Raw genomic sequence first — 24,855 nt, forward strand, 5'->3', positions numbered from 1 at the left:
CACCGGCGGTGCATGGGGGCAGTGGTTGCTTGTTCCTGCCGTGCCGGGTATTCGGCGGACATGCCGATCGGCCGTGCGCGGCATTGTCGAAAGCCGGCCGCGATACACCGGTGGCCGTGCACTGCCGCCGACCGTTCGATGCGTTGCCGGACCGGCTGGCCGGCGCAGCTGTGGCGGGTACGGCCTTCCCCGGACGAGTTCCGGCGTGGATGCGCGACGACGCTTCGGGACAGGACCAGGCCGCCCCTCGCCGTCCACCTGGCGCGGCGCGGCATCGCAGTCGTTTGCCGCGGCGCTGCTCGCGGAACGTCGTGCCTGGCCAGACGGCGTGACCGACGGCGACGGCGGCGGGGTTACCGGCGGAGACGGCGGCGGAGTGACCGGCGGAGACGGCGAGGGCGGCACCGGCCCCTGCACCGTTCCGCCGCGCTGGTCGCTGACCACCGGCGGGGTGTCACCACGCACGCGGCGCAGCTTCTCGGCGTGCCGCCTGGCCAGACCCCAATCCCGATGCCGCGCATGCTCCCGGCGGAACTGCTCCTTCGCCGGAGAATAACGACGCGACCTCGTACGGTCACGCATGGCAGCCAACTCCGTCCTGGAAAACAGTTGCAGCTGCCCCATGCATGCCATTATCCCAGAACCCGACCGCAACCACCGCCCCGAACGGCAGTCAATGACGTGATCTCAGCGAGGAATGCCGTCGGGATTTGATCGACATGGGCGTACCGTCCACGTCGGACAATACTGGAAGTGGGGCGAAGCCCTCGATAGATGAGTTCTTACCACAAGATCCACCTACGGATGAGGAGTCCGCCCGTGACCGCCTATCGTGCCATCCTGGACGTGCCGAGGGAACTGGTCCGCCACGTGTCGCGCCTGCCGGCCACCGAATGCCGTACCCGCGGCACCCGCCGCGGGACCTGGGCGCTGACCTGCTGGTACCAAGCGCTACTGGTGCTGGTCTGGTTCCGTAAGAACGAGGACAAGTCCCTGCTCGGGGCCGGGTTCGGCGTCTCCCGGGCCACCGCGTACCGGTATGTCGCCGAGGGCATCAAGGTGCTGGTCGCCCAGGCTCCTAACCTGCACGAGGCGCTGAAACGGGTGGCGGATGAGGGCTGGTCGCACGTCATCCTCGACGGCAAACTGTTCGCCACCGACCGCCTCGCCGAGACCACGACCAGCGTCAAGGGTGACACGATCGACGCCTGGTACGCCGGCAAGCACCGTGACTTCGGCGCCAACACCCAAGCAGTCATGCGCCCGGATGGGCTGCCAGTGTGGACCTCCGACGCAGCACCAGGGCATCTGCACGACTGTAGCTGCGCCCAATTGCACGACATCCCTGGCGCGCTGTACTGGACGGCGTCCCAGCTGCACCTACCCACCCTGGCCGATACCGGCTACGAAGGCGCCAGACGCGGCATACACACCCCGTTCAAGCAGCCCGCCGACGGTACCCGACTGGCCCCGGACAACCGGGCCTCAACGCGCTGCTGCGCGCCAAACGCGCACCCGGCGAACGCGGCTTCGCCCTGCTCACCGGCCGTTGGCGCAGCCCACGCCACACCACCGCCAGCCCACGCACCGTCGGCGACACCGGCCGCGCCGGCCTCGTCCTCACCCATTTCGAATACCGGTACCTACCGAATCCTTACTGAGATCACGTCAGTACCGGCATGTACGAGTTGAGAACGGTGCCCGACGCAGGCCAGGTCTGGTGTGTCGGAGCCGTCATCATCGACTCGCGTGGACGGGCTTTTCTGCAACGGCGCGGGGAGAACCGGTCGCTCTTTCCGGGGTGCTGGGACATCGTGGCCGGTCACGTGGAATCTGGTGAGACACTGCACGAGGCGCTCGCGCGGGAGATTCTCGAGGAGACCGGGTGGACACTCGAACGGGTCGTCCGGGATCTCGGCTTGGTGCTCTGGACGGGCAACGACGGCGTGCGGCGCCACGAGGTGAGTTTCGTGGTCGAGGTCGGCGGGGACCTGACCGATCCAAAGATCGAGTGGGACAAGCACACCGAATACGCTTGGTTCGATCGAGCGGAGCTTTCCCAGATCTTGCAGAACCGTCCGCCTTTTGACGAGATGATTCACGACACCGTGTCACGGGCTTTGGGTCAATAACGGCCAGGTCATGCGCCGACGGTGAGCGTCACCAGCCCGCACAGAACCGCCGCGGATGCCAGCAACTTGAAACGCATCTGCCCCTCGGCCAGGAACCTTCCGCCGGCGAGCACCACCAGCACCACACTGACTTCGCGTACCGGCGACACGACGTTGGCCGGCGCCAGACGCAGTGCGTACAGAAAGAGGAGGTAGGGCAGCGGCATCAAGGTCCCTGAAGCCACGATCAACAGCCGGCACTCACTCCACAACTTCCGCACTCCATGCCAGCTTCGGAAGACCACTGGCCCGAGCAGCACGACGCGGCTGGCATCATCCACCGCGTTGAGGAGCAATGGGGGAACCGCCAGCGCTCCGACCGCGTGTTGGTCCCACAGCGTGTAGCCGGCGATCGCCACCCCGGACAGCAGGGCATAGGTGAAGCCGAACGGGGGGCCGATCCGGGCGACCCCATGCCGATCAGCGGACCTGCCGAGCAGGCCGATCGCCATTACGCCCGTAGCCACGGCAAGCAAGCCGGCGACACCGAGGACGCTGGGCAGCTCACCGAACAACAGCATGCCGCCAAGGGTTGCCAGAATCGGACCGGTTCCGCGGGCGATGGGATAGACGGAGGAAAGGTCGCCGTCGCGGTACCCGTATTGTGTGATCACGAAATACCCGAGGTTGATCAAGATGCTGCCGGCCATGAAAACGGCCTGCATTCCGGACGGTTGAAACGCCGAGCTCCCGGTCAACAGGATCACGATCGGGGCGTACGCGAGCAGTGAGCCGAGTGATGCCAACCAGACAAACGCCGTGGGGTCGTACCGCGACAGGCGCTTACTCACGAGGCTCCAGCACGCATGGATGAGTGCCGCTGACAGCGCCAAGGAAATAGGAAGAAGATTCACGGCGCCCCTTCTCGCGAACAGCACGCGCAGCCGTGCTGCCGGGTTCGGTAACGGTCAGCGTGTCCCCAGTTCACGTTCCTGCGTCGTTGCGTACGAGATCGAGATGTCACCCCGCCCGTGCGCGTAGAGGTCCGCCTGGAGCTGGTACAGCTCCCGGTACACCCCGCCGAGCGCCATCAGCTCCTCGTGACTGCCCTCTTCGATCACGCGGCCCGCGCCGAACACGAGGATGCGGTCCGCGGCGGCGGCGTTGGCGAGCCGGTGTGAGACGAGCACCGTGGTGCGGCGGTGCGCCCGCAGTTCGCTGAGCAGGGTGTGCTCGGCCCGCGCGTCGAGGGCGGAGGTCGGCTCGTCGAGGATGAGCAGATCGGCTCCGCGGTAGAGGGCCCGGGCGACGGCGAGCCGTTGCGCCTGCCCGCCGGACAGGTCGGTGCCGCCCTCGTACTCCGGGCCGATGATGCGCTCCAGCTCCAGCTCTCCATCGCCGAACCCGGCCGCCCGCAACGCCCAGGCGACGCGCCCCTCGTCGACGGGCCGGTCGATGGCGCCGATGGTGACGTTGTCACGGACGGTCTCCGCGTACGTCTGGAAGTCCTGGAAGACGCAGGCGATCCGGCCACGCAGCGCGACGGCGGCGAACTGCTCGGTGCTCTCACCGTTCCACAGCACGGTGCCCTCGTCCGGGCGGTACAGCATCCCGATGATCTTGGCGATGGTCGTCTTCCCGGACCCGTTCGGGCCGACCAGCGCGATGATCTGCCCCTCCTCGACGGTGAAGCTGACGCGATCGAGCGCGGGAGCGGTCCCGGACGGATACGTGAACGAGACGTCCTTGACGGTGAGCGACCGTAGCGGCGCAACGCCGCGTTGCCCGGCATCGCCCCGCGCCGGCTGCCGGCGCTGCACCTGCTCCAGGAACACGCGCTGGTCATTGAGGAAGAGGCCGGCCTCCGTCATCTCGCTCACCGGCCAGGAGAGCGCACCGATCATGTGCACGACCTGGGCGAGTCCGACGGCGGCGGCGATGGCGGAGCCGAGGTTGGCGCGACCGCTGAGGTAGAACCAGCCGAGGACCGCGACACCGCCGACGACGAGCAGCGCGAACGCCAGCTGCCCGCCGAGCATCCGGCGCCACTGCCGGCGCAGCGTCGTGCGTAGCTCCACCAGGCGCTGGACGGACAGGTTGTCGTACCGCCGGCCGAACTCCTCGACGAGGCCGAACGCCCGAGTCTCCGCCGCAGGCTCCCGCGCGGTGAGCATGCGCGAGTAGTACAGCCGGCGCCGTTCCAGCGGCGTCATCTGGGTAAAGAAGTCGTAGCGGTCACCGGCCATGAGCCGTGACACGATGAGCACCGGAATCGCCAGGGCCAGCAGCGCCGGCACGAGCAGCGGCTGGATCACGACGACCGCGACCATCACCACGATGATCCTGACGGCCGAATCGATGATGGCGGTAAGGCTCCGCACGGCCTGCGCCGGACGGAAGTCCGTGCTCGACGCGCGCATCACCCGATCGTGGGTCTGCGGGTATTCGTAGTCGATCAGCTCAAGCCTGCCGATGGCCCGGTGCATTCGCCGCGCGCTCGCCTGGCGGACCTGCTCGGTGAGCAGGTCACGGATGAGCGACTGCGCATTGCCGATGATGAGCATGACGATCAGGCCGGCCACCATGAGGCCGACGACGGGTGCTGCCGCGCGCGCCGTGCCCACGCGACCGCCGTCGTCGTCAGCGACGAGCTCGACCAGCCGCTGGATCAGCAGCAACTGAGCGCCGATGAGCAATGACTGCAGCAGGGGGCCGGCGATCGTCGCCACGCAGAGCCGCGGCGCCGCTCTCCAGCTCAACCGGAACGCTTCGCCAATATTGCGAGTGATTGATCTCGATCGAATGCCGGGGTCCCCGTCTCCCGCCATATCTTCAGTTCCTCCCCTGCGGAACGAAGCAGCCGGATACGACAATGCCATACCACCCGATTCGGGGTGGGCAGCGCCGTCAACCGCGCGCGAGCCGCTGAGCACCGCCGCCGCAGGCACGCCGAAGCCCCGGGCATCCTCGTCGTGAGGATGCCCGGGGCTTCGGTGTGCCCCGAACGGGCCCTTGAAGAGGCCGGCCGGGACGGACGTCAGGCGGTGCGGTCGCGCAGGAACAGGCGTTTCGGGTCGAACGCCCGGAGGTCGGCCAGCTCGGCCGGGGTGGGCGGCGCTTCGATCGCGAGGTCGTCGGCGACGGGGAACGACCATCCCGTGCGTTCCCGCACGAGCTCGATGGCTTCGTCCTGGCTCCCACCGACCGTGGGAAGCAGCGCGGTCAGGACGAACTCGCCATCCGCGGCTCGCTCGAAGACGCACAGGTCGGTGACGATCGTGGAGACCTTCGCTCCGGGTGACGTCACGTACCGCACTTTGTCGACGAGTCGTGTGGCACCGTGACCGACGCAGACGATCACCTCGTCGGCGGCCGAGAGCACGTCGTTGGCGCCACCGGATCCGACGATGAAATCACCGTTGTCGGCAACCGTCGAGTTGATGGCGCCGGTCCGGTCGACCTGCCCCGCGCCGATCATGCCGATCGTCTTCGTGCCAGGGCCCGACACGAACGTTCCGAGCACGCCCATCACGTCCGTCAGCAGCTTGTTGGTCGGGACGTTCTGCCCGGCGAAGATGAAGGGCTCGCCGGGGCGGGGCGAGTAGCCGAACAGCCCGATCTCGGCCATGAGTTCGACATCGACGCCACGGCCGCGCAGGTCGCGGGCGCCGATCCAGGACGCGAGGTTCGCCAGGCCGACTCCGGCCAGGACGGCGTCGTGTCCCCGCCGCATGACAGCGGTACGCAGCCGCCGGGCCGCCACCACGACCTGGGTCTCCGTGGCGTTGGCCGGCGCGGGGACCGCGCCTGCCTCATCGGCCGGCACGTGCCACTCGTCGCTGGTGTGCCGGCGGTTGAGGGCACTCAGGCGATCGGGCCCGAGCTTGGCGAGGTAGCCGTCGTGGTCACCGACGCCGAGGACCCATTCGTCGATCCACCGCTTGAAGTCGGCGGGATCCCGGCTCGCCCGCAGGGTGTCCGCCATGAACTGCGCGTCCTCGACATAGCTGCTGATGCCGTCGACGCCCGGGTTGTTGAAGCCGTAGGGATGGGCGCCGTTCGGCGTCACACACACGGCACGGACCACGTGCGCGGGAATTCGCGTCAGCTTGTTCATCCGCCGAAGCTGCTCGGTCGTGACGATCCGCTCGACACACGCGATGACCCCGCGCGTCGCGGCCAGCGCGCCCCACTGGCTCTCACCGTAGGGCGCCGCCAGCACCACGTTGCCGTGCGCATCCGCCGCCGCACCGTGCAGCACCACGATGTCCGGCCGGAGCGCCTTCACCAGGACGAGCGGATCGTCGCCGACGCTCATCTCGACGAGCTCCCCGCGCGCCGACGCCTCGACGCCCATGGTGCTGCCGGCCATCGACCGCACGGGGAAGTACGGCACGCCGAGCGCGCCGGCCGCCAGGCGGGCGACCAGGCTCCACAGCGACCAGTGTTCGATCTCCACGCGGCCGTCGCGGATCGCCCGTACGAGCGCCGGGTTGGGGCGGGCGACGGGATAGTTCTCGCCCGCGAACGACGCGACGACCTTGCGGACCAAGCCGAGCTCGACGAGCGCGTGCTGGATGTTGACCAACCCGGCGGTGACCAGGGTGAAGCCAGGGTCACGCCCGGCGAAGGCCCGCGCGATCTCGAGCAGCGCCGCATTGGGCCGCGCGTCGGAGTAACCGACGTGCAACGTCATGCCGGGCTCGACGAACGTGCGAATGGCCGTCGCGAGATCCTGAACCTTGCTCGCGCCTTCCTCGACGGGCAGCGCGAAGGCCGGCGGCGTCACGACGTCATCGTCAGCCCGCCGCTGACGCTCAGGGTCTGCCCGGTGATGTAGCTGGCCGCGTCCGAGGCGAGGAAGACGATGGCCCCCGCCTGCTCGGCCGCCGTGCCCATGCGCTTGAGCGGGACGGCACGGATCATCTTCTCGATCACGTGCTGATCCGACTGGGCGCGCAGCAGGGGCGTGTCGGTCGGCCCGGGTGAGATGGCGTTGATCCGGATGCCGTCGCGCGCGATCTCCCGCGCGAGCGACTTGACGAAGCCGATGACACCGGCCTTGGCCGCGGCGTAGACGGTCTCGCCCATGGTTCCGACCTTGCCGGCGTCCGAGCTGGTCAGCACGATCGATCCGGACTTCTGCTCGCTGAACGGGCCGAGCGCCGAGCGGCTCAGGAAGATGGAACCGACGAGGTTGATGTCGATGATCCGACGCCAGTACTCCTCGGTCTCCTGCGCGAAGAACGTCGTGTCGGACCACCCGACCGTGCTGGTCACGATGTCGAGCGCACCGTACTGGCTGAGCACCGACTGGATCAGCTCGTCGGTCTGGCTCTGCTGCGTGATGTCACAGGTGTAGGCCGACACCTCGGCGCCCTTGCTGCGCAGCAGTTCCGCGGTCTCCTTCGCGCCCTGCTCGTTGACGTCGGCGATCGCGACGCGCGCGCCGTTCTCAACGAAGAGTTCGGCCGTCGCCCGGCCGATGCCGCTTCCGCCGCCGACGACGATCGCTACCTTGCCGTCAGATTTCATGGGTGTTGCCTCCTCTTGTTGGCGTTCAACGGGCCAGCTCGCCGAAGTACGAACGGGCGATCACCATGCGCAGGATCTGGTTGGTGCCCTCATAGATCTGCCCGATCTTCGCGTCGCGCATGAGCATCTCGACTGGGAAGTCCCGGACGTATCCCGACCCGCCCAGCACCTGGACGGCGTTGCTCGTCACCTGCATGGCGACGTCAGTGGTGTAGGTCTTGGCGATGGCGGCGAGCCGCGAGGCGTCGTCGCGCCCGGCCACGAGTGCCGCCATGGCGTCGTAGAGCAGCGAGCGTGAGGTGTGCACGCCGATGGCCATGTCGGCGATGAGGAACTGCACGCCCTGGTAGCTGGCGATCTCCTTGCCGAACTGCCGGCGTTCGGCCGCGTAGCGGGTGGCCGCGTCGAGGGCGCCCTGCGAGATCCCGAGGCTCATCGCCGCGACTCCCAGGCGACCTTCGTCGAAACCCCGCATGAGGTACGTGAACCCGCGGTCGACCTCGCCGATGATGTGGTCGCGCGGGATCCTGACGTCGTCGAAGTGCATCTCCGCGGTGGCCGAGCCGTGCAGGCCCATCTTCTCTTCCCACCGTGCGGCGGCCACGCCCGGCGTCGACGCCTCGACCAGGAACAGGGAGAGGCCTCGCGATCCGGGCCCGCCCGTGCGGGCGAGGACGGTGTAGAAGTCGGCGAACCCGCCGTTGGTGATGAACCGTTTCGTACCGTTGATCACCCAGACGTCGCCGTCCAGCACCGCCGTCGTCGTCACACTGCCGAGATCGGACCCGGCTTCGGGCTCGGTGGCGGCGATGGCGCCCAGCCATTCGCCGCTGGCCGCCTTGGTGAGCACCGAATCGGTCCATGACGGCGCCGCGGGTCCGGTCGCGTTCAGGGCGATGAGCTTCGTCGCCAGCCAGTGCGCCGTGAGGTAGGTGCAGGCGCTGGGATACACCCGGCCCAGCTCCTCCAGCACGATGCCGTGATGGCGGATGTCGCTGTCCACGCCGCCGTAAGCCTCGGGGACGACCATGCCGAAGAAGCCGGCGGAGGCCAGGATCTCGCGGATCTGCGGGCTGAACGTGCCCGACCGCTCGACATCGGCGATCAGCGGACCGATCTTGTTGACGGCGACCGCCCGGGCCATGCTCGCGAGATCCCGGAGGCTGTCGTCGAGGTCCTCAGTGAGCATCTGTGACCTTCCTGAAGATCGGGCCCAGCAACGGCTCCTCGGACGTCCCGAGCCGCCCGACGGTCAGCGTCACCCGGTCGCCATGGCTCGGCGGAGCGTCCTCGGGGGCCTCGATCTGCGCGAAGTATCGGGGACCCTCCGCGAGGTCGACGTAGCCGATCCAGAACGGCGCCTCGAACCCCGCGGGCGCGAGCGCGATCCGCACCGCCTCGTAGACCGTACCCTCGCCACTGAGCTCATGCGGCACGCACTCGCTCAGATCCGCTCCGCACAGCGTCCGCGACGGCAGGCGCACGTCGCCACAGGCTGGGCAGCGGCTGCCGACCAGGACGTGGCGACCGCTCTCGTTCACCGTCAGGATCGGCGCGCCAAGACTGAACTCACCAACGATCACGACTCGATCGCTCCAATCCGCGACAGGATGGTGATCCCGGACGTCGCGAAGTCGCCTTCCTGGAAACCGCCCGAGATGTGGGCGAGCGCGTGACGGGCACCGGGCACCTGCCGCTCCCCCGCGCGCCCGCGGAGTTGGTCGGCCAGCTCGACGATCTGAGCAACGCCCGTCGCACCCAGCGGATGACCGCGGTTGAGCAGCCCGCCGCTCGGGTTGACCGGGAGGCGCCCGCCCAGCGAGGTGTCGCCGCTCTCGACGAGCTTGCCGCCCTCGCCGGCCTCGCACAGGCCGAGGTCCTCGTAGTGGATGATCTCCGCGATGGAGAACGAGTCGTGGACCTCGGCGACGTGGATGTCCTCCGGGCCGAGCTGCGCCCTCGCGTAGGCCCGCTTCGCGGTGTGCTGGTCGAGCGTGAACGAGGTCATGTCGCGGCGCTGGTCGGCGTAGTACCCGCTACCCACGACCGATGCCAGGATCTCCACCTGCGGGTCGATGCCCAGCCGCTCCGCTCCCCGTTCGCTGACGATGACGGCCGCGGCCCCCCCGTCGCCCGTCGGGCAGCAGTCCAGCAGATGCAACGGACCGGCGACGGGTCGTGCGTTGAGCACGTCGTCGAGCGTGATGGGTTCCCGGTACTGCGCCTTGGGGTTCAGCGACGCCGCCCGGCGATTCTTCACCGCGACCGCGGCGATCTGCTCCCGGGTCGTTCCGTACACCTCCATGTGCCGCCGGGCGGCCATCGCGTAGTACGCCGGCGGGGTGAAGCCCTGCTCGCCCTCCAGCACCATGCCGTCGGACGTCAGCGGGCGCCCCTTCCCGGAACGGGTCGACATGCGCTCCACGCCGACGACGAGCGCGATGTCGTGCTCGCCGCTGGTCACCGCCAGGTTCGCGACGTTGAAGGCCATGGCCCCCGAGGCGCAGAACGCCTTCTCGTTGTAGACGGGCACCCCTTGGATGCCCACCTCCCACCCGACAAGCTGACCGACGCCACTCTCGCGTGCTTGAAGGCTGCCGCTGCGGGCGCAGCCGCAGGCGATCATCTCCACCGCCTGCGGGGCGGCGTGAGCGTCCTTCAGCGCCTCGACGCATGCCTGCCGGCCCAACGACCCCAGGGTCTGGTCCGGAAACTTGCCGAACGAGGTCATGCCGACTCCGGCGAGGAATGACCTTCGCATACTCCCTCCCTCCGCTCGATTCTGGATACGGTATCCAATATACAAATATCAGTCAATGACCCACGCGGCAAGATCGCGCAAGCTCACCGTCGTTCACCACATCGGCGAGAGTTGCGTGCCATAGGGTACAGGGATACGGTATACAAAATCACCCATCCGCGCCAGAGCAGGAGTACCATGGAGGCCTTCATCAGTGGCGACGTCCCTTGGGAGACCGTCGCCAACCACCGTTCCGGCGAGGTGTACCGCAAGTTTCTCCGCGAAGGGGAGCTCGCGCCCGGCGTCGGCTACACGGCTGATCTCGTCAAGTTCTCCGAGGGTGCCGGGACGTTCACCGCTCCCCGGCACCGCCACGACTACGACCAGTTCCGGCTGACCCTCGAAGGGTGCCCCGACTACGGCCACAACGTGCTGGCCCCGGCGGGACAGGTGGCGTACTTCCCCGCCGGCGCGCATTACGGACCTGAACGCATCGAGGGCGGCTCCATCCTCCAGGTGCAGTGGAGCCACTCGTGGGTGACGCGGCAGGAGTACGACGAGATGCGCGAGCAGCTCAGCCAGACGGGCCGGTTCGAGGACGGCACGTACATCTCCGTCGACGACACGGGCGCCGAGCAGCGCGCGGACGCCGCCAACGCGGTGTTCGAGGCGGTGAAGCGCAAGCGGTTCGGCATGACGGCACTGGCGTTCCCGACCCCCCGCTACCCGCAGCCGATCGTCATGAACCCGGCCGCGTTCGCCTGGCGGGCGGACGGCAACGGCCTGTCCAGCAAGGTGCTCGCCCGCTACACCGAGAACGACGTGTATGCCTCGCAGCACCGGTGGGACGAGGACGATGCCACGCTCGTGCTCTCGGCGGAGCGGACCCAGTTGTTGTGGATCACTGCGGGCGAGATCCGGATCGGCGACGTCTCTTACGGACCGCAGACCGCCATCTGGTCGGACTACGCCGAGATCACGAACGTCGTCGGCGGTGCCGGAGCCGAGGCGGTCTGCTTCGGTTTCCCGATCGCCTGACCCGTCACGACCGACGTGCAGCGACCCCATCCGCGGGGTCGCTGCACGTCGCTGCTTTTCCGGACCTCACTGCCTACCGCGTAGGTAGCGGCATGACGAACACGCTACGACTCCTTGCGGGAGGCGCCCTTCACCGCAGCGAGGTCGGCTTTGGTCCGAGCGATGCCCGCGTCGAGGTACTGCAGGTCGGAACCGAGCGTGGCGATCAGCGCGCCGCGCGAGACCCATTTCTGGGTCGCCGCGGGCGTGTTGCTGAAGATGCCGAACGGCACGCCGCTGCCCTGGCAGGCGACGAGGACCTTCTGGATCGCCTCCTCGACCGCCGGGTGCTCCGGGTCGCCGAGGTGGCCGAGCGAGACGGCCAGATCGAACGGGCCCACCATGATGCCGTCGAGCCCGCCCGTCGCCAGAATCTCGTCGATGGCCTCGACGGCCTCGCCGGTCTCGATCATGGCCAGCACCGCGATCTGCCCGTTGGCGCGCGCGAGGTAGTCGGCTCGGTCGCCGTGCAGCCGGCTCGCCCGCCGGGGGCCGAAGCCCCGGCTCCCAACGGGCGCATAGCGCGCGGAGGCCACCGCCGTGCGACATTCCGCGGCGGTGTTCACCGAGGGCACGATCACGCCCTCGGCGCCCAGGTCGAGCGCCTGCTTGATGTAGACGTCGCCGTGGGCCGGCACACGGACCAGCACCGTCGACTCGGTCGGGTACAACGCCGTGAGCACCCCGTGCAGCTGCTCGGTCGTCATCGGCGAGTGCTCGGTGTCCACCGCGAGGAAGTCGACGCCCGCGTTCCCCATCACCTCGGCCACAAGGAGGTCCGGGATGGTCATCAGGGTTCCGATGGACGCCTCGCCCGCGCGCAGCGAGCTGAGCAAACGATTGTCACGCACTGATCCACTCCTGCCATGTCCTGCGAGACGGCCTGTCCCGCTCGTTGGTCCCGGTCACCGTGCACCCGCGCCGACGCCCGACCAGCGCGTGGCCCGCCGTTCCCACAACCCGATGAGCCCGTCGAGCGCCCAGGCGATCGCGACGACGGCGGCCAGGGCGGCCCAGATCTCGTTCATGTTGAACCGGGATTCACCGAATACCACGAGGTATCCGAGACCCTTGCTGGCACCGATGAACTCCGCGGTGATCGACGCCTGGAACGCGTAGCCCAGCGTGACGCGTGCCGAGCCGATCAGCCAGGTCGCCAGCGCTGGCGCGTAGACGTTCCGCGCGATGTCGATCCGCCGGGCGCCCATGAGCTTCGAGTTGCTGATCAGATCGGGGTCCACGTCACGGAAGCCAGAGGCGACGATCGTGATGACGACGACGACGATGACCAGCACGACGAGCAAGATCTTGGACTGCAGCCCGAAGCCGAGCCAGACCGCGAGGAACGGATAGAGGATCAGGCGGGGCATCCCGTTGAAGAACGTGATGAACGGGTCGGTCACGAGCCGGAGGAACTCGTTGAGGCCGATCATCGCGCCGACGATCACGCCGATCACCGTGCCGATACCCCACCCCAGCAGGAGCACCTGCAGGGTGGACAGCGACGATCGCAGCAGTGTGCCGTCGGCGGTCCAGTTCCACAGCTGGCCGAGCGTCTCCCCCGGCGTGCCGACGACGAACGTGTCCAGCACGCCGCTGACCGTGCCCCAGTGCCAGAGCCCGAGGAGGGCGAGCACGGCGGCCACCTGCAACAGCGGCATGCGCAGCTTTACGAGAGTCGCCACTGCTGGAACCTCTTGTCGATCAGCGTCAGCAGGCGGTCCGCGGTCAGTGACACGACGGCCACCACGAACATCCCGCCGACGACGGCGTTGGGGTTGAGCGCCTGCTGGCCGAGGGCGATCCGGTGCCCGAGGCCCTGGTTCGACGCGATGTACTCGGAGATGACGGCCGCGGTCAGCGCCCAGGCCACCGAGACCCGCAGGCTCGAGATGAGCCAGCCGGCGGTCGCCGGCACGTAGACGTCCCGGACCCGCTCGAGTCCTGAGGCGCCCATCACCAGAAGGTTGTCGACCATGGTCCGGTCGATGTTGTTCAGGCCCGAGTAGACGCCGTAGAACACGACGAAGAACATCGCGACGGCGATGAAGTAGGTCTTCGACTGGAAGCTGATGCCGAACCAGACGATGAACACCGGGGCCAAGGCGATCTTGGGCAGCGAGTTCACGATCGCGATGAACGGCGACAGGAACCGGCCCACCGCGGGGAAGGGGATGATGACGGCGATCAGGACGATCGCCGCCGCCACGCCCAGGGCATATCCCGTCACCGTCTCCGCCAGCGTGACGCCGGCGTCCGCCCAGAACGTCGGGTCGACGAGCCACTCACGGACCAGGCTGACCACCTCGGTCGGCCGGCCGAACAGCAGGCTCCAGCGCAGGTCCGCGGTGAGCAGCTGCCATCCGCCGATCGCGGTGGCCAGGATGACCAGGCGGACGATCCAGACCGCCGCCATCATCCGGCCCGTACGCCCGCTCGTGCCACGGCCGCGGCCGCGACGTCCAACGCCGAAGCGCCGGCTTACGGGCTCAACGCTTGTCGCCATTGGTGCGCAGCACCTCCTTGCGCAAACGCTCCCAGATCTCGTGCGAGATCTCGTTGAACCGCTCGTCGTAGCGCAGTTCCAGGAGGTTGCGCGGCCTCGGCAGGTCGATCGTGAACTCGCCGACGATGGTTCCTGGCGACGCGCTCATGACGAGGACGCGGTCGGACAGGCCCACCGCCTCCTCGAGGTCGTGGGTGATGAAGATGACCGAGGGCCGGTACTCCTGCCAGAGGACGAGGAGGTCGTCCTCCATGATCGTGCGGGTCTGCACGTCGAGGGCGCTGAACGGCTCGTCCATCAGAATGATCTTCGGCTGGTACGCCAGCGACGCGGCGATGGCGACCCGTTTGCGCATGCCGCCGGAGAGCTGGTGCGGGTACCGCTCGCCGAAACCGTCGAGCTTCACCCGCGCCAGCCACGCCCGCGCCTCACGCAACGCGTCCCGCTTGGACATGCCGTGGTAGCGCAGCGGCAGTGCGACGTTCTGCTCCGCCGTGCGCCACGGCAGCAGCGCGTCGCGCTGGAAGATGAAGCCAACCTCGGTGTTCACGCCGCGCACCGGGTGGCCCAGCGTCTCGACCGTTCCGGCCGCGGGCTTGGCCAGGCCGGCCAGCAGGCCGAGCAGCGTGGACTTGCCACACCCGCTCGGACCCACGACCGAGACGAACTCGCCGCTTGCGACGGTCAGGTTGACGTCCTTGACCGCTACGAACTCGCCTTTGGCGGTCGGGTACGACCGCTTCACCCCGGAGAGCTTGATCGCGTGGGTGTCCGCTCGCGATCCCTGAACAGTTGTCGTCATCTCGAGCCTCCGTACGGTTCGCTACTTGTGCGCGGTTTCCGCGGCGCGCTTCGCCAGGGTGTTGTCGAAGTAGGCCTTGGCCTGAGCACCGCTCGCGTCCTGGGCACTGAAGCCGCCCAGGTTGAAGGTGTCCGCGATTTCCTTGTCATCGACGGTGCCGTCGGTGGCAGCGAACGACGGGTAGATGTACGGCCACTGCTTGGCGAACACCTTCTCGTCCGGGTTGACCTTCTTGTACGCGTCGGGCAGAGCCGCGTACGCGGCGGCCGGGTCCTGCGTCTTCTTCACACGGTTGATGCCGCTGGCGAGCGCGTTGATGACGTCCTGCGTCAGCTCGGGGTACTCGTCCATGAACTTCTTCGTCGTCACCAGGCCGGCACCGATGATGTTGCCGATCAGCGGGGCGGCCTTCGCCGGGTCGCTCAGGTCGGCGACGATGTAGCCGACACCCTCTTCCACGGCCTTGATCGCGGTGGGCACCTCCATCACGACGATGTCGACGCGACCGGCGGCCAACGCCGGCGAGTAGGCGGTGGTCGATCCGAGCGCCAGCTGCTTCGTGGCGCCCCAGTTGAGGCCGAAGTGCTCGGCGACCTTCTGCGCGGCGACCTGGCTGCCGGAACCGGGTGAGGTGAAGCCGAACGTGGCATTGGCGAACTTGGCCACGTCGCTGCCATGGCTGGCCTCGTACTTCTTGGCCGCCACGACGACCTGGCCGGTGCCCTTGAAGATGTTGCCGATGTAGCGGACTTCCTTGCCGGCGATGGCGGCCGTCAGGCCGGTGGTCGCGCCGCAGTTGCAGATCTGCGCGGATCCGCCAAGCAGTGCGGTGAACGCATCGGAGCCCTTGTTGAACGGCTCGAAGCTGACCTTGGTGTTGTACTTGGTTTCGATGGCCTTGAAATCAGGCTCCGCCGCCCACAGCGGCGCGAAGCTGGTCAGATAGTTGCCGCTGCTGGAAATGACCAGACTCGCGGGCGCCTTCGCCGCACTGCCGGTGCTCTTACTGTCCTTGCCGCTCGCACAGCCGGCAGTGGCGAGGACTGCTACCGCGGCCACGGCGGCCATAAGCCGCCGGGAACGCGCTGTCAAAGGACTCATGTCGCTCCCTGAAGCCGAGTGTCGCCGCGGCCATCTCGCAGAGATGGCCGGGGCGCTCGCTAGACGTACTTGGTCTCGATCCTGATGTCGATGAGCTTCGGTCCATCGGTGGCGCTCGCACGCTCCAGGGCGTGGCGCAGTTCCTGCTCCGATCGAACCGTGAACCCGATGGCGCCGAGCGCCTCCGCAACCGGGCCGAAGTCCCGCCACACGAACGTCGTCGCGCTGGGATCCATCCCCCGGTTGGCCAGTTGGACGTACTCCGCGCCGTAGGCGCTGTCGTTGAAGATCACCACGGTGATGTTGCGGTGCTGTTGAGCTATGAACGTCAGATCGGACAGGCCGCCCATGGCGAAGCCGCCGTCGCCGCACGCCACGAGGACGGGCCGATCCGGGTTGGCGTACGAGGCGCCGAGTGCGGTGCCCATCGCGAGCCCGAGGGAACCGAAGTTGACCGCGTGCACGTACGCCTTCGGCTCGGGCACGTGCAGCCTGGTGAATGCCTGGTGGATGAAGCGCCCGTTGTCGATGACCAGGGTGCGCTCCGACGGGAAGCCACGGTCGACGAGATCGAGCGCCACCCGCAGAGCGAGCGTGCCCTTGCCATCCTCATCCCCGGCGGGCTGTTCGACCGGCTGCTCGGCTGGCCGGATGTCTTGCGAGAATCGGGTGGCGTCGATCTCGCCCTCGTCCAGCAACGCGACGAAGGCACTCGCCACGCTCGCGGCGTCGCCCGGAATGGCGACGGTCACCGCACTGTAGCGGTTCAACGCGCCAGGGTCGGTGTTCACATGAACGATGCGCTTGCCCTGGAGCAGCGCCCCCTCGGCGGACGTCCACATGTTGAGCCCGCAGCCGAAAGCGATGACGCAGTCCGCGCGCCCGATGACCTCGAGCGCCCGCTCGTCGGACAGGGTGCCGAAGATACCGATGGCAGACGGTTCACCGGCGAAGAGGTCCTTGCCGCGCAGCGTCGTCGCCAACGGGGCTCCGATGCGCTGAGCGAGCTTGACCAGGGCCGCCTTCGTCCTGGCGTCGGACGCGCCGCGGCCCGCCAGCACGATCGGCCGGTTCGCCGACGCGATGACGGCGACGCCGTCCTCGATCAGCTCGGGGGTTGCCTGGACCGGCTCGGCATCTGCAGCGACACGCAGGTCAGGGTCGTCACCGGCGTCCTGCCACTGCAGGTCGATCGGGATGTTGACCACCACCGGCAGGCGCTCGCTCAGGGCCCGCCGAGCCGCTTCGATGAGATCCGCGACCGCGCTCTGCACCGACCGGACCTGCTGGAACCCGACCTCCGCGGCATCCGCGACCTCGGGCTGGCCGATGTTCTGGATGTGGTTGACGCTGTCCGCGGGTGTGTCGCCCGCCAGCAGGAGCATCGGAGTCCGGCTCCGCGACCCTTCGACCAGCGCGGTGAGGGTGTTGGTGAGCCCCGGCCCGTGTGTCACGGTGGCCACCCCGAGTCCGCCCGACGCCTGGGCGTAGCCCATCGCGGCCAGTACCGCACTGCCCTCACTCGCCGTGGGAACGTAGGTCCCGCCAACGGTCCGCGTGAAGCTGTCGATAATGAACAGGTTGGCATCACCCATGACGCCGAAGACGTGCGTAACGCCGAGCGCGCCCAGCCCTCTCGCAAGCGCCTCATGAACAAGCATCAGTACCATCCTCGTTTCGGCGCCCGCCGAAGCGCCCGGGTGCCCTGAAGTGACGGCGCCACGATCTGCCCCATCAACGTCTGGCCCTTTTCTGTTGGCGATTTTGAATACGGTATACGGTTACAAACCCGTTAGCAAGGCATTGCGGCGCCAAGTCCGCCCTGCATGTCCGGCCTCAAGCCGATCATAAAAGGGGCGACTCAGCAGTCGAACTCCGTGCGTTAGTGCTGCCATCCGTCCAGTTGGACATGTGGCCGGCGCACCCAAAGCGTGTGATCGGCGTCTCACCACAGCACGGAATACGGTATCCCGTAATCAGTGTAGGAGCAAGGCGGTAGCACGCCCGTCTCCGAACCGTTATGAGCCAGGTTTTGCAGTGGACCGGGGCAGGCCGGCGACCGGCGCCGGAGATGGTGCGCAGCGGGGATCCGGGGCGCACCAATGCCGATGGGCTTGCGACGGGTGAGTCCCGTCGCAAGCCCATCGCAAGCGCCGTCGCGAGCACGAACAACGTTCAGTGCTCGCGCCTCACGGCATGGTTCGCCACTGTTCGGCGGCGACCGTCACGACGATCGGGCCGGGCTCGGCAGGCACGGCAAGCTGGCAGGCGAGCCGGCTGTTCGCGCGGCGGGGCGCCGCCGCGTCGTCGAGGAGTTCGTCCTCGGCCTCGCTCATCGCACCGAGCCGTTGCGGTTCGATCCCGCTGACGAAGACATGACACGTCCCGCATACGGCGTCGCCGCCGCACTCGGCGACGAGACCGCCCACGCCGTAGGCCATCGCGACGCTCAGGAGGTTGGCGCCGGTCGGTGCCGAGGCCGTGATCGGCGCGCCGACCGGCGGTACGAACGTCACCACCGCCATGGACGATCCAGACCGGACACAGTGTCGACGGGATCAGTGGAACTCGTAGTCGACCACAGCGCGCGACTCGACGAGCGGACCGAGCAAGCCCGCCAGCGCGACGTGGTCGTCGTGCCGCAGGTACACGTTGTAGTCGTCGATCGAGTCGAAGTCGACGACGATGGCGAAGTCGCTGCTGCCCTGGATCAGCCCGCGGTCGCTGCCGCAGGCCACGGCACGCACCTGCGGGATCGCGTCGCTGACGGACTCAAGCCGATTCGTCAGCTGCTCGATCTGCTCCGGCGTCACGTCCGGCTTGAACTTGATGAGCACCACGTGCCTGAACATGCTTCCTCCAGTGATCGGGCGGCTGAGCGGCGGAACGGTCAGAGCCGGGACTCAGGCCTGGTCTTCGGGGAGCGTCACGACCAGCCCGTCGAGTTCCGGACCGCAGATGAGCTGGCAGGACAGCCGGCTGTTCGGCAGCCGCTGCGACGTCGTCGCATCGAGCATCTCGTCCTCGTCTTCCGACACGGGCGCGAGCCGGTCCAGAAACTCCTCGTCGACGTAGACGTGGCAGGTGGCGCACATGGCCTGGCCGCCGCACTCGCCGAGGATTCCGGAAACGTTGTTCGAGATGGCCGCGAGCATGAGCGACTTCCCGGCGGGCACCTCATGGCTTTCCGCGCTGCCGTCCGGCTGGACGTAAGTCACCTTGGGCACTACGACTCCTTCAAAGACCGAGCCACGGCACCCAGCTGCGTGAACGGGTGCTCGTCCGGGGGCAGGGACGGGTTGATCCGGAACATGCGGTTGTGGCAGATGGCCACCGCGAGCCCGGTGTCGGGGTCGGCCCACGCGATCGTCCCGCCCGCGCCGTTGCTCGACAGGATCCGCGGGCTCGTGCCGATGATCGGCTCGGCAGGTGGTGAGTCGCCGCCGAGCCAGAAGCCTCCCGTGCCGACCCAGGGCACCTGGCCGAGCACCTCGTCCCAGGCGTGCGGGTTCGGGCGCGGCTGGGTGAAGGACATGACCCGGTCGGCACTGAGCAGCCGGTGACCGTTGAACTCGCCGCGGTTGGCCAGCAGGGCGAAGAAGCGTGCGACGGCCTTGGCGTTGGCGATCCCGCCGGCGCCGGGGATGACCGCGTCGTAGAACGTCGGGTCGTTCCAGAGCGGGCCGGGCGTGATGTTCGGGGGCATGGCTAGCTCGCGGTACTGGCTCGCCTGCGGCCTGAGGTTGCCGGCGGAGTAAAGGGTGGCCACACGGTCGTGGTTCCGCCCGCCCATGCCGAGGTAGTAGTCCTCGATGCCCAGCGGCTGGAAGATCTCGTCGCGCGCGAACTCGGCGAAGCTGCGGCCCTTGGGGTCGGTGCGGCGAACGATCTCGCCGACCTGCCAGCCGTAGCTGATCGAGGCGTACGCGCTCGTGCCCGCTGGAAACAGCGGCGTGAGCCTGGCGAGCCCATCGACGCACCATTGCCAGTCCTGCAGCCGTTGCGGCGTCGTGCCCTCCGGCATCTGCGGCACCCCGGACTGGTGGACGAGCACGTCGCGGACGCGGATGGCGTCCTTGCCGTTGGCGGCGAACTCCGGCCAGTACGTCGCGACCGGCGCTTCATAGTCCACGTAACCGCGCTCGGCCTGGATGTGCAGCGCCGTCGCGACGAGCCCCTTGGTCACGGAGAAGATCGGGAAGAGCGTCTCGCTGGTGACCGGCGTGCCGGCGTCGTCCGCGGTGCCGATGCTTGCATCCAGCACGAGTTCCTCGCCGATGTAGGCCGCGATCTGCACACCGCGCTCGCCGCGCTCGATCGCGGTCTCCAGCGCGGCCTGGAGGTCACGCTGTCCACCCATGTGGAACTCCCTTCACATTGGCATTGCCGGCCCGCGGCCCCGATCGGCGGATCGAGGGCGGTCACCGAGTCGTCGAATTGCTCGTCCGGGGGTCTCAGCGAAGCGGACGAAGACCGGCGGCGAGCCGAATCCGGTCTGTGGTGGACCGTGTGCCGCATCAACTGCTTGTCCGGGCACCGACGTCCAGGTAAAGTGTATACAGGATACGACAGCCCAGTCCAGCTTCCACGGGCACGAACACGGGCGCAACCGGAAGTACCCTCGACGGTGAAGGTTGGACGATCGGCATGACATCCGGCAGTGCACCGCTGGCAGGAGTCCGGGTGCTCGACCTGACCACGTACCTCCCCGGACCCTACGCCACGCTGCTGCTGGCCGATCTCGGGGCGGACGTGATCCACGTCGAACGGCCGGGAGGCGAACCGGGCCGGCACATCGAGCCGCGAGTCGGGGACGACAGCGCGCTGCACGCCTGGGTGGGCCGCAACAAGCGAAGCATCCAGCTGAACCTGAAGGACGACGCGGACCGCGAGCGGCTGCACGCCCTCGTCACCGGCTGCGACGTCATCGTGGAGGGGTTCACCGTCGGCGTCGCGGCCCGGCTCGGCTTCGACTACGAGACCTGCCGCGCCCTCAACCCCCGCGTCGTGTACTGCTCGATCTCCGTCGCCGGGCAGCACGGTCACAACCCCGGCGCGCCCGGGCACGACATCAACTTCCTGGCCCGCGCCGGCTTCCTCGGTCAGGTCAGGGAGTCGGCCGGGGCGCCCGTGCCGGTCGGGTCACCCATCGCCGACATCTCCGCCGGCCTGCACGCCACGGTAGGGATACTCGCCGCGCTGCTGGACCGCGAACGCAGCGGCGAGGGCCGGTTCGTGGACGTGAGCCTGCTGGGCGCCGCGGTCGCGCTGACCGGCCCGCAGCTGGTCAAGGCGCTGGCCGTCGATCCGCCACGCCTGGAACGCGACTACAACCTGGGCAGCGACGCCGCCTACACGACGTATCAATGCCGCGATGGCCGATGGATCGCCATCGGCGCACTCGAGGACCATTTCTGGAGCCGGCTGTGCCGGTTGCTCGACCGGGACGATCTGATCGAGTTGCGCGCGAGCCGGCCTGACGCCACGATCGAGCAGCTTTCGGCCCTCTTCGCCACGGCGGACAGGGACCATTGGGACGCGCTGCTCGGCGATGCGAACGTCTGCTACGCGCCGATCAACGACATGGCCGAGGTGGCCGTCGATCCGTATGTGACCGCCGGCGAGAACATCGTCACCGTGGGACTCTCGCGACAACCGAATAGTCCCATTCGACTACCCGGCTCAGTGGGCCGTAGCTTCAGCCCCGCGCCCGGATTGTCGTCGCAGGACGTCATCTGGTGCCCGCGTCCGTAATGATGTAATTGATGCCGCTCTTTCATTCTGACATAATCGGCGGCTACCGTATACGATGTTAATGGTCGAATCGACTCAAGGAGAACCATGGCGCAGCCTGACGTGATGGTGGCCCAGCCGACCGGCAAGGTTCAGCGCTCATTGCTCGGCAGCCAGATCGCCGACCAGTTGCGCCGCGACATCCTGCTCGGCACGATCAAGCCGGGCACCCGCCTGTCGCAGCAGCCTCTCTGTGAGCGGTTCGGAACGAGCCGGATGCCGATCCGCGACGCGTTGCAGGCGCTCACCCACGAGGGGCTGCTGACCACGGATCGCGGCCAGCACACGATCGTCGCGCCGCTGAGCCGCGCCGACCTCCTCGACTCCTACCTCATAGAGGGCACGCTCGCCGGCATGGCCGCGACCCGCGCCTCGGAGCACGCGACGCCGGAAGACCTGGAAAACCTGACTTCGCTGCACGACCGGATGGTCGGGGCCGCGGCGGCCGGGGAGCGGGCGTCGATGGCCGAGCTCAACTGGACGTTCCACCGCAGCATCAACCGGCTCGCGCGGTCGCGGAAGCTGCTGACCGCCCTCAAGATCCTTTCGGTGGATCTGCCGCGCAACTTCCTCATCGAGATGCCCGAGCGGGCGGGCCACTCAAACGCCGAACACGAGGCGATCATCGAGGCGATGCGGCGCCGCCAGCACAAGAAGGTCGGCTCGCTGATGACCGACCACATCGTCGCATCCGGGCACGGGCTGGTGGAGCACCTGACGTCGCAGGGACTCGAGTTGCAGTGACACCCGCCTCGACGGCGCGCGCGTCAGTCGGGGGGAGCCAGGAGATCGGGGCCGATCGACTCGATGGTCGGTCGGCCCGACAGGGCCATGGCCATGTCGAGCTCGGCACGCAGGACCTCCAGCACGGCGTGCACGCCCTTCGAGCCGCCCGCCGCGAGTCCCCACCAGTAGGGCCGGCCGATCAGGACGGCACGTGCGCCCAGGGCCAGCGCCTTCAGCACGTCGGTCCCCCGCCGGACGCCGCCGTCGAGCAGCACCTCCACGTTGTCCGGCACCGCGTCGACGATTCGCGGTAGCACGTCGACGGTCGCGGGCGTTCCGTCGAGCTGCCGGCCGCCGTGGTTGGACACCACGAGGGCATCGGCGCCCTCGCCGACCGCGAGCAGCGCGTCGCGCCGGGTGAGGATGCCCTTGACCACCATCGGACCCGGCCAGAGGCGGCGCAACCAGCGCAGCTCGTCCCACTGCGCCCCGGGATTCGTCAGCTCGTTGTTCACCCAGGACATCAGCGCCATGCCACGCGAGTCCGGCACGAAACTCGAGAAGTTCGTAAAGGTGATCTCGGGCCCGCGCAGCAGATGCGTGACCCACCGGGGGTGCCGAGCGCCTTCGTAGATGTTGCGTGCCGTGATGCGGGGCGGGATGCTCATGCCGTTGCGCACGTCGCGCTCGCGCCGGCCCAGCAGGGGCACGTCGACCGTGACCACCAACGTGGAGTATCCGGCGTCCAGCGCGCGTTTCACGACGTGCTCGACGGCCCGGCGGTCCCGCCAGGGGTATATCTGGACCCACAGGTCCCCGGTGGCGTTCGCGGCGATCTCCTCGATCGTGAACGCGGTCGAGGCGCTGACGATGAACGGGACCCCAGCGCGCCCGGCCCCGGCGGCGACCTCAAGATCCGCCCGCCGGTGCACCAGTCGCTGGAGCCCGGTCGGCGCGAGCAGCACCGGCATCTCGACCTGCCGCCCGAGCACTGTGGTCGCTGTCGACCGCTGGCTGACATCGACCTGCTGGTTGGGGTACAGGCGGATCCTCTGGAACGCCTCGGCGTTGTCGTGCATGGTCAACTCGTCGCCGGCCGCGCCGTCGACGTAGTCGAAGACGAAGCGGGGCAGGCGACGCTTCGCGATGCGGCGGTAGTCCTCGATCGTCACACGCTTGGCCATGCCGACCTCCTGATCACGCGAAAGAAATCTCGACCGAGCCGATACCCTGGTGATCAGCCCGGAATGTGCCGGCCCGCACCAGAACCGGATCGGCGAACGTCCCGGATGCGATGTGCGAGCAGGCCTGGATGGTCCTGCCGATGCGCCCGGCGAAGGCCCCGTCGGCCATCAGATCGGCGACCGTCCCGTCCGGGGGGGCGGATACCAGCCGGTGTAGCGCGAGCCGGGCATCTCGAAGCCCGGCGCGACCAGGCGGGCGTCGAGGATCTCCTCGACGCCCGCCGCGGCCGAAAGGGTCGACCCGCTGTCCACGACGTGCTGCGGCGGCATCATGCCGAGCGCGGGTTCGTCCGTGCCGAAAAGCTCCTGGATCGAGCTGGTCACCAGGCTGACCTTGTACGAGGGACCGCCCCGCCGGCTGAATGACGGGGATCGCCCGTCATTCGCTGTTCTTGGTCACAAGGCCGCTTCGGTTCATGAAGAGGTTGACGCCGCCGTCGGCCTCGATGGCCTGGCCCGTGATGAACGAGGACTCGTCCGAGCAGAAGAACAGGTGCAGGTAGGCGACCTCGCGGGGGTGGGCCATGGTGCGCAGCCCTGAGGTCTGCATCGCGGTCTCGCGGCGGTCGCGAGCGACCTGCAGCTGCGCATCGTCGTAGCCGAAGCTCTCGTCGATGTTGGTCTGCATCCGGCCGGGGCAGACGCAGTTGACGCGGATGCCATCGGCCGCCAGCTCCGCGGCGAAGAACTTCGTCATGCCGACCGCGCCGTGCTTCGAGGCCGTGTAGCCGCCCAGGTTCGATCCGCCCAGGATGGTGAGCCCGGCCACGGACGCGCTCGACGTCATCGCACCGCCACCGGCCCGGCGAATCGCTGGCGCGGCGTACTTCAGGGACCGCCACAGCCCCTTGAGGTTGATCTGCAGGACCTCCTCCAGCTCGTCCTCCTCGAGATCCTCGAGGGACTTGCGGGAGGCCACACCGCCGATGCCGGCGTTGGCGACCATGATGTCCAGGCGCCCGAACGTCTCCTCGGCGCGCGCCACCAGCGCGCGCACGTCCTCGCTGCTCGCGACGTCGGTCCGCTGGAAGACCGCCTCGGATCCCTTGTCCCGGATGGCGGCCGCGACGGCCTCGCCACGATCGACGCTGACGTCGGCCACGACGACGCGGGCGCCCTCCTCGGCGAACAGCTTGCAGGTCTCCGCACCGAGGCCGGAGGCACCGCCGGTGATGATGGCGACCTTGTCCTTCAGACGTGCCACTTCGGCATTCCCTTCA

General features: G+C 68.3%; 26 protein-coding genes. 5 read left to right on the forward strand and 21 right to left on the reverse strand.

Annotated elements, in window-relative coordinates:
- Positions 1-819 precede the first annotated feature (819 nt).
- Positions 820-1,692 (forward strand): transposase family protein, encoded by an 873-nt coding sequence (locus tag AB0367_RS04830; protein WP_366224825.1) that lies wholly within the window; start codon positions 820-822, stop codon positions 1,690-1,692.
- The gene (locus AB0367_RS04835) at positions 1,680-2,132 is read left to right on the forward strand and encodes an NUDIX domain-containing protein (protein WP_366224826.1); all 453 of its coding nucleotides are present in this window, start codon (positions 1,680-1,682) and stop codon (positions 2,130-2,132) included. Before AB0367_RS04830 ends, AB0367_RS04835 begins: the two co-directional genes overlap by 13 nt.
- An 8-nt stretch (positions 2,133-2,140) precedes the next feature.
- On the opposite strand, the gene AB0367_RS04840 is transcribed toward AB0367_RS04835, so the two are convergent.
- The 7 genes from AB0367_RS04840 to AB0367_RS04870 form a co-directional block, all read right to left on the reverse strand.
- Positions 2,141-3,025, reverse strand: coding sequence for a DMT family transporter (locus AB0367_RS04840; RefSeq protein ID WP_366224827.1), 885 nt, complete (start codon positions 3,023-3,025; stop codon positions 2,141-2,143).
- A gap of 54 nt (positions 3,026-3,079) precedes the next feature.
- The gene (locus tag AB0367_RS04845; protein ID WP_366224828.1) at positions 3,080-4,870 is read right to left on the reverse strand and encodes an ABC transporter ATP-binding protein; all 1,791 of its coding nucleotides are present in this window, start codon (positions 4,868-4,870) and stop codon (positions 3,080-3,082) included.
- 278 nt (positions 4,871-5,148) lie between these two features.
- Entirely contained in the window at positions 5,149-6,900 is a 1,752-nt protein-coding gene (locus tag AB0367_RS04850; RefSeq protein WP_366224829.1) for a CoA-transferase, read from the reverse strand.
- Positions 6,897-7,646: an SDR family NAD(P)-dependent oxidoreductase gene (locus AB0367_RS04855; protein WP_366224830.1), complete on the reverse strand. Its 750-nt coding sequence runs from the start codon at positions 7,644-7,646 to the stop codon at positions 6,897-6,899. Before AB0367_RS04855 ends, AB0367_RS04850 begins: the two co-directional genes overlap by 4 nt.
- A 25-nt stretch (positions 7,647-7,671) precedes the next feature.
- Positions 7,672-8,835: an acyl-CoA dehydrogenase family protein gene (locus AB0367_RS04860; RefSeq protein WP_366224831.1), complete on the reverse strand. Its 1,164-nt coding sequence runs from the start codon at positions 8,833-8,835 to the stop codon at positions 7,672-7,674.
- Entirely contained in the window at positions 8,825-9,229 is a 405-nt protein-coding gene (locus tag AB0367_RS04865) for an OB-fold domain-containing protein (RefSeq protein ID WP_366224832.1), read from the reverse strand. The genes AB0367_RS04860 and AB0367_RS04865 overlap by 11 nt, the downstream gene beginning before the upstream one ends.
- Positions 9,226-10,407: a thiolase family protein gene (locus AB0367_RS04870; RefSeq protein WP_366224833.1), complete on the reverse strand. Its 1,182-nt coding sequence runs from the start codon at positions 10,405-10,407 to the stop codon at positions 9,226-9,228. The genes AB0367_RS04865 and AB0367_RS04870 overlap by 4 nt, the downstream gene beginning before the upstream one ends.
- Positions 10,408-10,584: 177 nt before the next feature.
- Between AB0367_RS04870 and AB0367_RS04875 the strand changes: the two genes are divergently transcribed.
- Positions 10,585-11,424 carry a hypothetical protein gene (locus AB0367_RS04875; protein ID WP_366224834.1) on the forward strand — a complete coding sequence of 280 codons (840 nt, stop codon included), beginning with the start codon at positions 10,585-10,587 and terminating at the stop codon, positions 11,422-11,424.
- 104 nt (positions 11,425-11,528) lie between these two features.
- Here the strand turns inward: AB0367_RS04875 and AB0367_RS04880 are convergent, their stop codons facing one another.
- The 10 genes from AB0367_RS04880 to AB0367_RS04925 all read right to left on the reverse strand — a co-directional run bounded on the left by AB0367_RS04880 (position 11,529) and on the right by AB0367_RS04925 (position 20,232).
- Complete coding sequence (locus AB0367_RS04880; RefSeq protein WP_366224835.1) at positions 11,529-12,314, reverse strand: aldolase/citrate lyase family protein; 786 nt, start codon at positions 12,312-12,314, stop codon at positions 11,529-11,531.
- A gap of 54 nt (positions 12,315-12,368) precedes the next feature.
- Complete coding sequence (locus AB0367_RS04885; protein ID WP_366224836.1) at positions 12,369-13,148, reverse strand: ABC transporter permease; 780 nt, start codon at positions 13,146-13,148, stop codon at positions 12,369-12,371.
- Complete coding sequence (locus AB0367_RS04890; protein ID WP_366224837.1) at positions 13,133-13,879, reverse strand: ABC transporter permease; 747 nt, start codon at positions 13,877-13,879, stop codon at positions 13,133-13,135. The genes AB0367_RS04885 and AB0367_RS04890 overlap by 16 nt, the downstream gene beginning before the upstream one ends.
- Positions 13,880-13,952: 73 nt before the next feature.
- On the reverse strand, positions 13,953-14,771 hold the full coding sequence (locus tag AB0367_RS04895) for an ABC transporter ATP-binding protein (RefSeq protein WP_366224838.1): 819 nt from the start codon (positions 14,769-14,771) through the stop codon (positions 13,953-13,955).
- Between the two features lie 21 nt (positions 14,772-14,792).
- The gene (locus AB0367_RS04900; RefSeq protein ID WP_366224839.1) at positions 14,793-15,872 is read right to left on the reverse strand and encodes an ABC transporter substrate-binding protein; all 1,080 of its coding nucleotides are present in this window, start codon (positions 15,870-15,872) and stop codon (positions 14,793-14,795) included.
- A gap of 59 nt (positions 15,873-15,931) precedes the next feature.
- The gene (locus AB0367_RS04905) at positions 15,932-17,533 is read right to left on the reverse strand and encodes a thiamine pyrophosphate-binding protein (protein ID WP_366224840.1); all 1,602 of its coding nucleotides are present in this window, start codon (positions 17,531-17,533) and stop codon (positions 15,932-15,934) included.
- A 528-nt stretch (positions 17,534-18,061) separates the two neighbouring features.
- Positions 18,062-18,397, reverse strand: coding sequence for a 2Fe-2S iron-sulfur cluster-binding protein (locus AB0367_RS04910; protein ID WP_366224841.1), 336 nt, complete (start codon positions 18,395-18,397; stop codon positions 18,062-18,064).
- Positions 18,398-18,430: 33 nt separating this feature from the next.
- Positions 18,431-18,724, reverse strand: coding sequence for a Dabb family protein (locus AB0367_RS04915; RefSeq protein WP_366224842.1), 294 nt, complete (start codon positions 18,722-18,724; stop codon positions 18,431-18,433).
- A gap of 51 nt (positions 18,725-18,775) precedes the next feature.
- Positions 18,776-19,099 carry a 2Fe-2S iron-sulfur cluster-binding protein gene (locus tag AB0367_RS04920; protein WP_366224843.1) on the reverse strand — a complete coding sequence of 108 codons (324 nt, stop codon included), beginning with the start codon at positions 19,097-19,099 and terminating at the stop codon, positions 18,776-18,778.
- Positions 19,099-20,232, reverse strand: a complete 1,134-nt coding sequence (locus tag AB0367_RS04925) for a serine hydrolase domain-containing protein (protein WP_366224844.1) — start codon at positions 20,230-20,232, stop codon at positions 19,099-19,101. Before AB0367_RS04925 ends, AB0367_RS04920 begins: the two co-directional genes overlap by 1 nt.
- Positions 20,233-20,519: 287 nt before the next feature.
- Here AB0367_RS04925 and AB0367_RS04930 point away from each other — a divergent pair, with 287 nt between their 5' ends.
- Positions 20,520-21,626: a CoA transferase gene (locus AB0367_RS04930; RefSeq protein WP_366224845.1), complete on the forward strand. Its 1,107-nt coding sequence runs from the start codon at positions 20,520-20,522 to the stop codon at positions 21,624-21,626.
- Positions 21,627-21,713: 87 nt separating this feature from the next.
- The gene (locus tag AB0367_RS04935) at positions 21,714-22,409 is read left to right on the forward strand and encodes a GntR family transcriptional regulator (protein WP_366224846.1); all 696 of its coding nucleotides are present in this window, start codon (positions 21,714-21,716) and stop codon (positions 22,407-22,409) included.
- Between the two features lie 23 nt (positions 22,410-22,432).
- Here the strand turns inward: AB0367_RS04935 and AB0367_RS04940 are convergent, their stop codons facing one another.
- The 4 genes from AB0367_RS04940 to AB0367_RS04955 are packed head-to-tail and all read right to left on the reverse strand — an operon-like array spanning position 22,433 to position 24,839.
- The gene (locus AB0367_RS04940; RefSeq protein WP_366224847.1) at positions 22,433-23,575 is read right to left on the reverse strand and encodes an alpha-hydroxy acid oxidase; all 1,143 of its coding nucleotides are present in this window, start codon (positions 23,573-23,575) and stop codon (positions 22,433-22,435) included.
- Positions 23,576-23,588: 13 nt separating this feature from the next.
- Entirely contained in the window at positions 23,589-23,744 is a 156-nt protein-coding gene (locus tag AB0367_RS04945; RefSeq protein ID WP_366224848.1) for a hypothetical protein, read from the reverse strand.
- Positions 23,744-23,959, reverse strand: a complete 216-nt coding sequence (locus AB0367_RS04950) for a hypothetical protein (protein ID WP_366224849.1) — start codon at positions 23,957-23,959, stop codon at positions 23,744-23,746. Before AB0367_RS04950 ends, AB0367_RS04945 begins: the two co-directional genes overlap by 1 nt.
- Before the next feature lie 55 nt (positions 23,960-24,014).
- The gene (locus AB0367_RS04955) at positions 24,015-24,839 is read right to left on the reverse strand and encodes an SDR family NAD(P)-dependent oxidoreductase (protein WP_366224850.1); all 825 of its coding nucleotides are present in this window, start codon (positions 24,837-24,839) and stop codon (positions 24,015-24,017) included.
- Positions 24,840-24,855 lie beyond the last annotated feature (16 nt).

It is taken from the genome of Dactylosporangium sp. NPDC051484 (assembly GCF_040689395.1).
Classification (GTDB): Bacteria; Actinomycetota; Actinomycetes; order Mycobacteriales; family Micromonosporaceae; genus Dactylosporangium.

Coding starts and splice junctions, on each gene's coding strand:
- AB0367_RS04945 (WP_366224848.1), bottom strand. CDS start 23,744: ATGGCCGACGGGGCCTTCGCCGGGCGCATCGGCAGGACCATCCAGGCC.
- AB0367_RS04900 (WP_366224839.1), bottom strand. CDS start 15,872: ATGAGTCCTTTGACAGCGCGTTCCCGGCGGCTTATGGCCGCCGTGGCC.
- AB0367_RS04855 (WP_366224830.1), bottom strand. CDS start 7,646: ATGAAATCTGACGGCAAGGTAGCGATCGTCGTCGGCGGCGGAAGCGGC.
- AB0367_RS04910 (WP_366224841.1), bottom strand. CDS start 18,397: ATGGCGGTGGTGACGTTCGTACCGCCGGTCGGCGCGCCGATCACGGCC.
- AB0367_RS04890 (WP_366224837.1), bottom strand. CDS start 13,879: ATGGCGGCGGTCTGGATCGTCCGCCTGGTCATCCTGGCCACCGCGATC.
- AB0367_RS04905 (WP_366224840.1), bottom strand. CDS start 17,533: ATGCTTGTTCATGAGGCGCTTGCGAGAGGGCTGGGCGCGCTCGGCGTT.
- AB0367_RS04860 (WP_366224831.1), bottom strand. CDS start 8,835: ATGCTCACTGAGGACCTCGACGACAGCCTCCGGGATCTCGCGAGCATG.
- AB0367_RS04895 (WP_366224838.1), bottom strand. CDS start 14,771: ATGACGACAACTGTTCAGGGATCGCGAGCGGACACCCACGCGATCAAG.
- AB0367_RS04930 (WP_366224845.1), top strand. CDS start 20,520: ATGACATCCGGCAGTGCACCGCTGGCAGGAGTCCGGGTGCTCGACCTG.
- AB0367_RS04925 (WP_366224844.1), bottom strand. CDS start 20,232: ATGGGTGGACAGCGTGACCTCCAGGCCGCGCTGGAGACCGCGATCGAG.
- AB0367_RS04875 (WP_366224834.1), top strand. CDS start 10,585: ATGGAGGCCTTCATCAGTGGCGACGTCCCTTGGGAGACCGTCGCCAAC.
- AB0367_RS04835 (WP_366224826.1), top strand. CDS start 1,680: ATGTACGAGTTGAGAACGGTGCCCGACGCAGGCCAGGTCTGGTGTGTC.
- AB0367_RS04870 (WP_366224833.1), bottom strand. CDS start 10,407: ATGCGAAGGTCATTCCTCGCCGGAGTCGGCATGACCTCGTTCGGCAAG.
- AB0367_RS04915 (WP_366224842.1), bottom strand. CDS start 18,724: ATGTTCAGGCACGTGGTGCTCATCAAGTTCAAGCCGGACGTGACGCCG.
- AB0367_RS04935 (WP_366224846.1), top strand. CDS start 21,714: ATGGCGCAGCCTGACGTGATGGTGGCCCAGCCGACCGGCAAGGTTCAG.
- AB0367_RS04940 (WP_366224847.1), bottom strand. CDS start 23,575: ATGGCCAAGCGTGTGACGATCGAGGACTACCGCCGCATCGCGAAGCGT.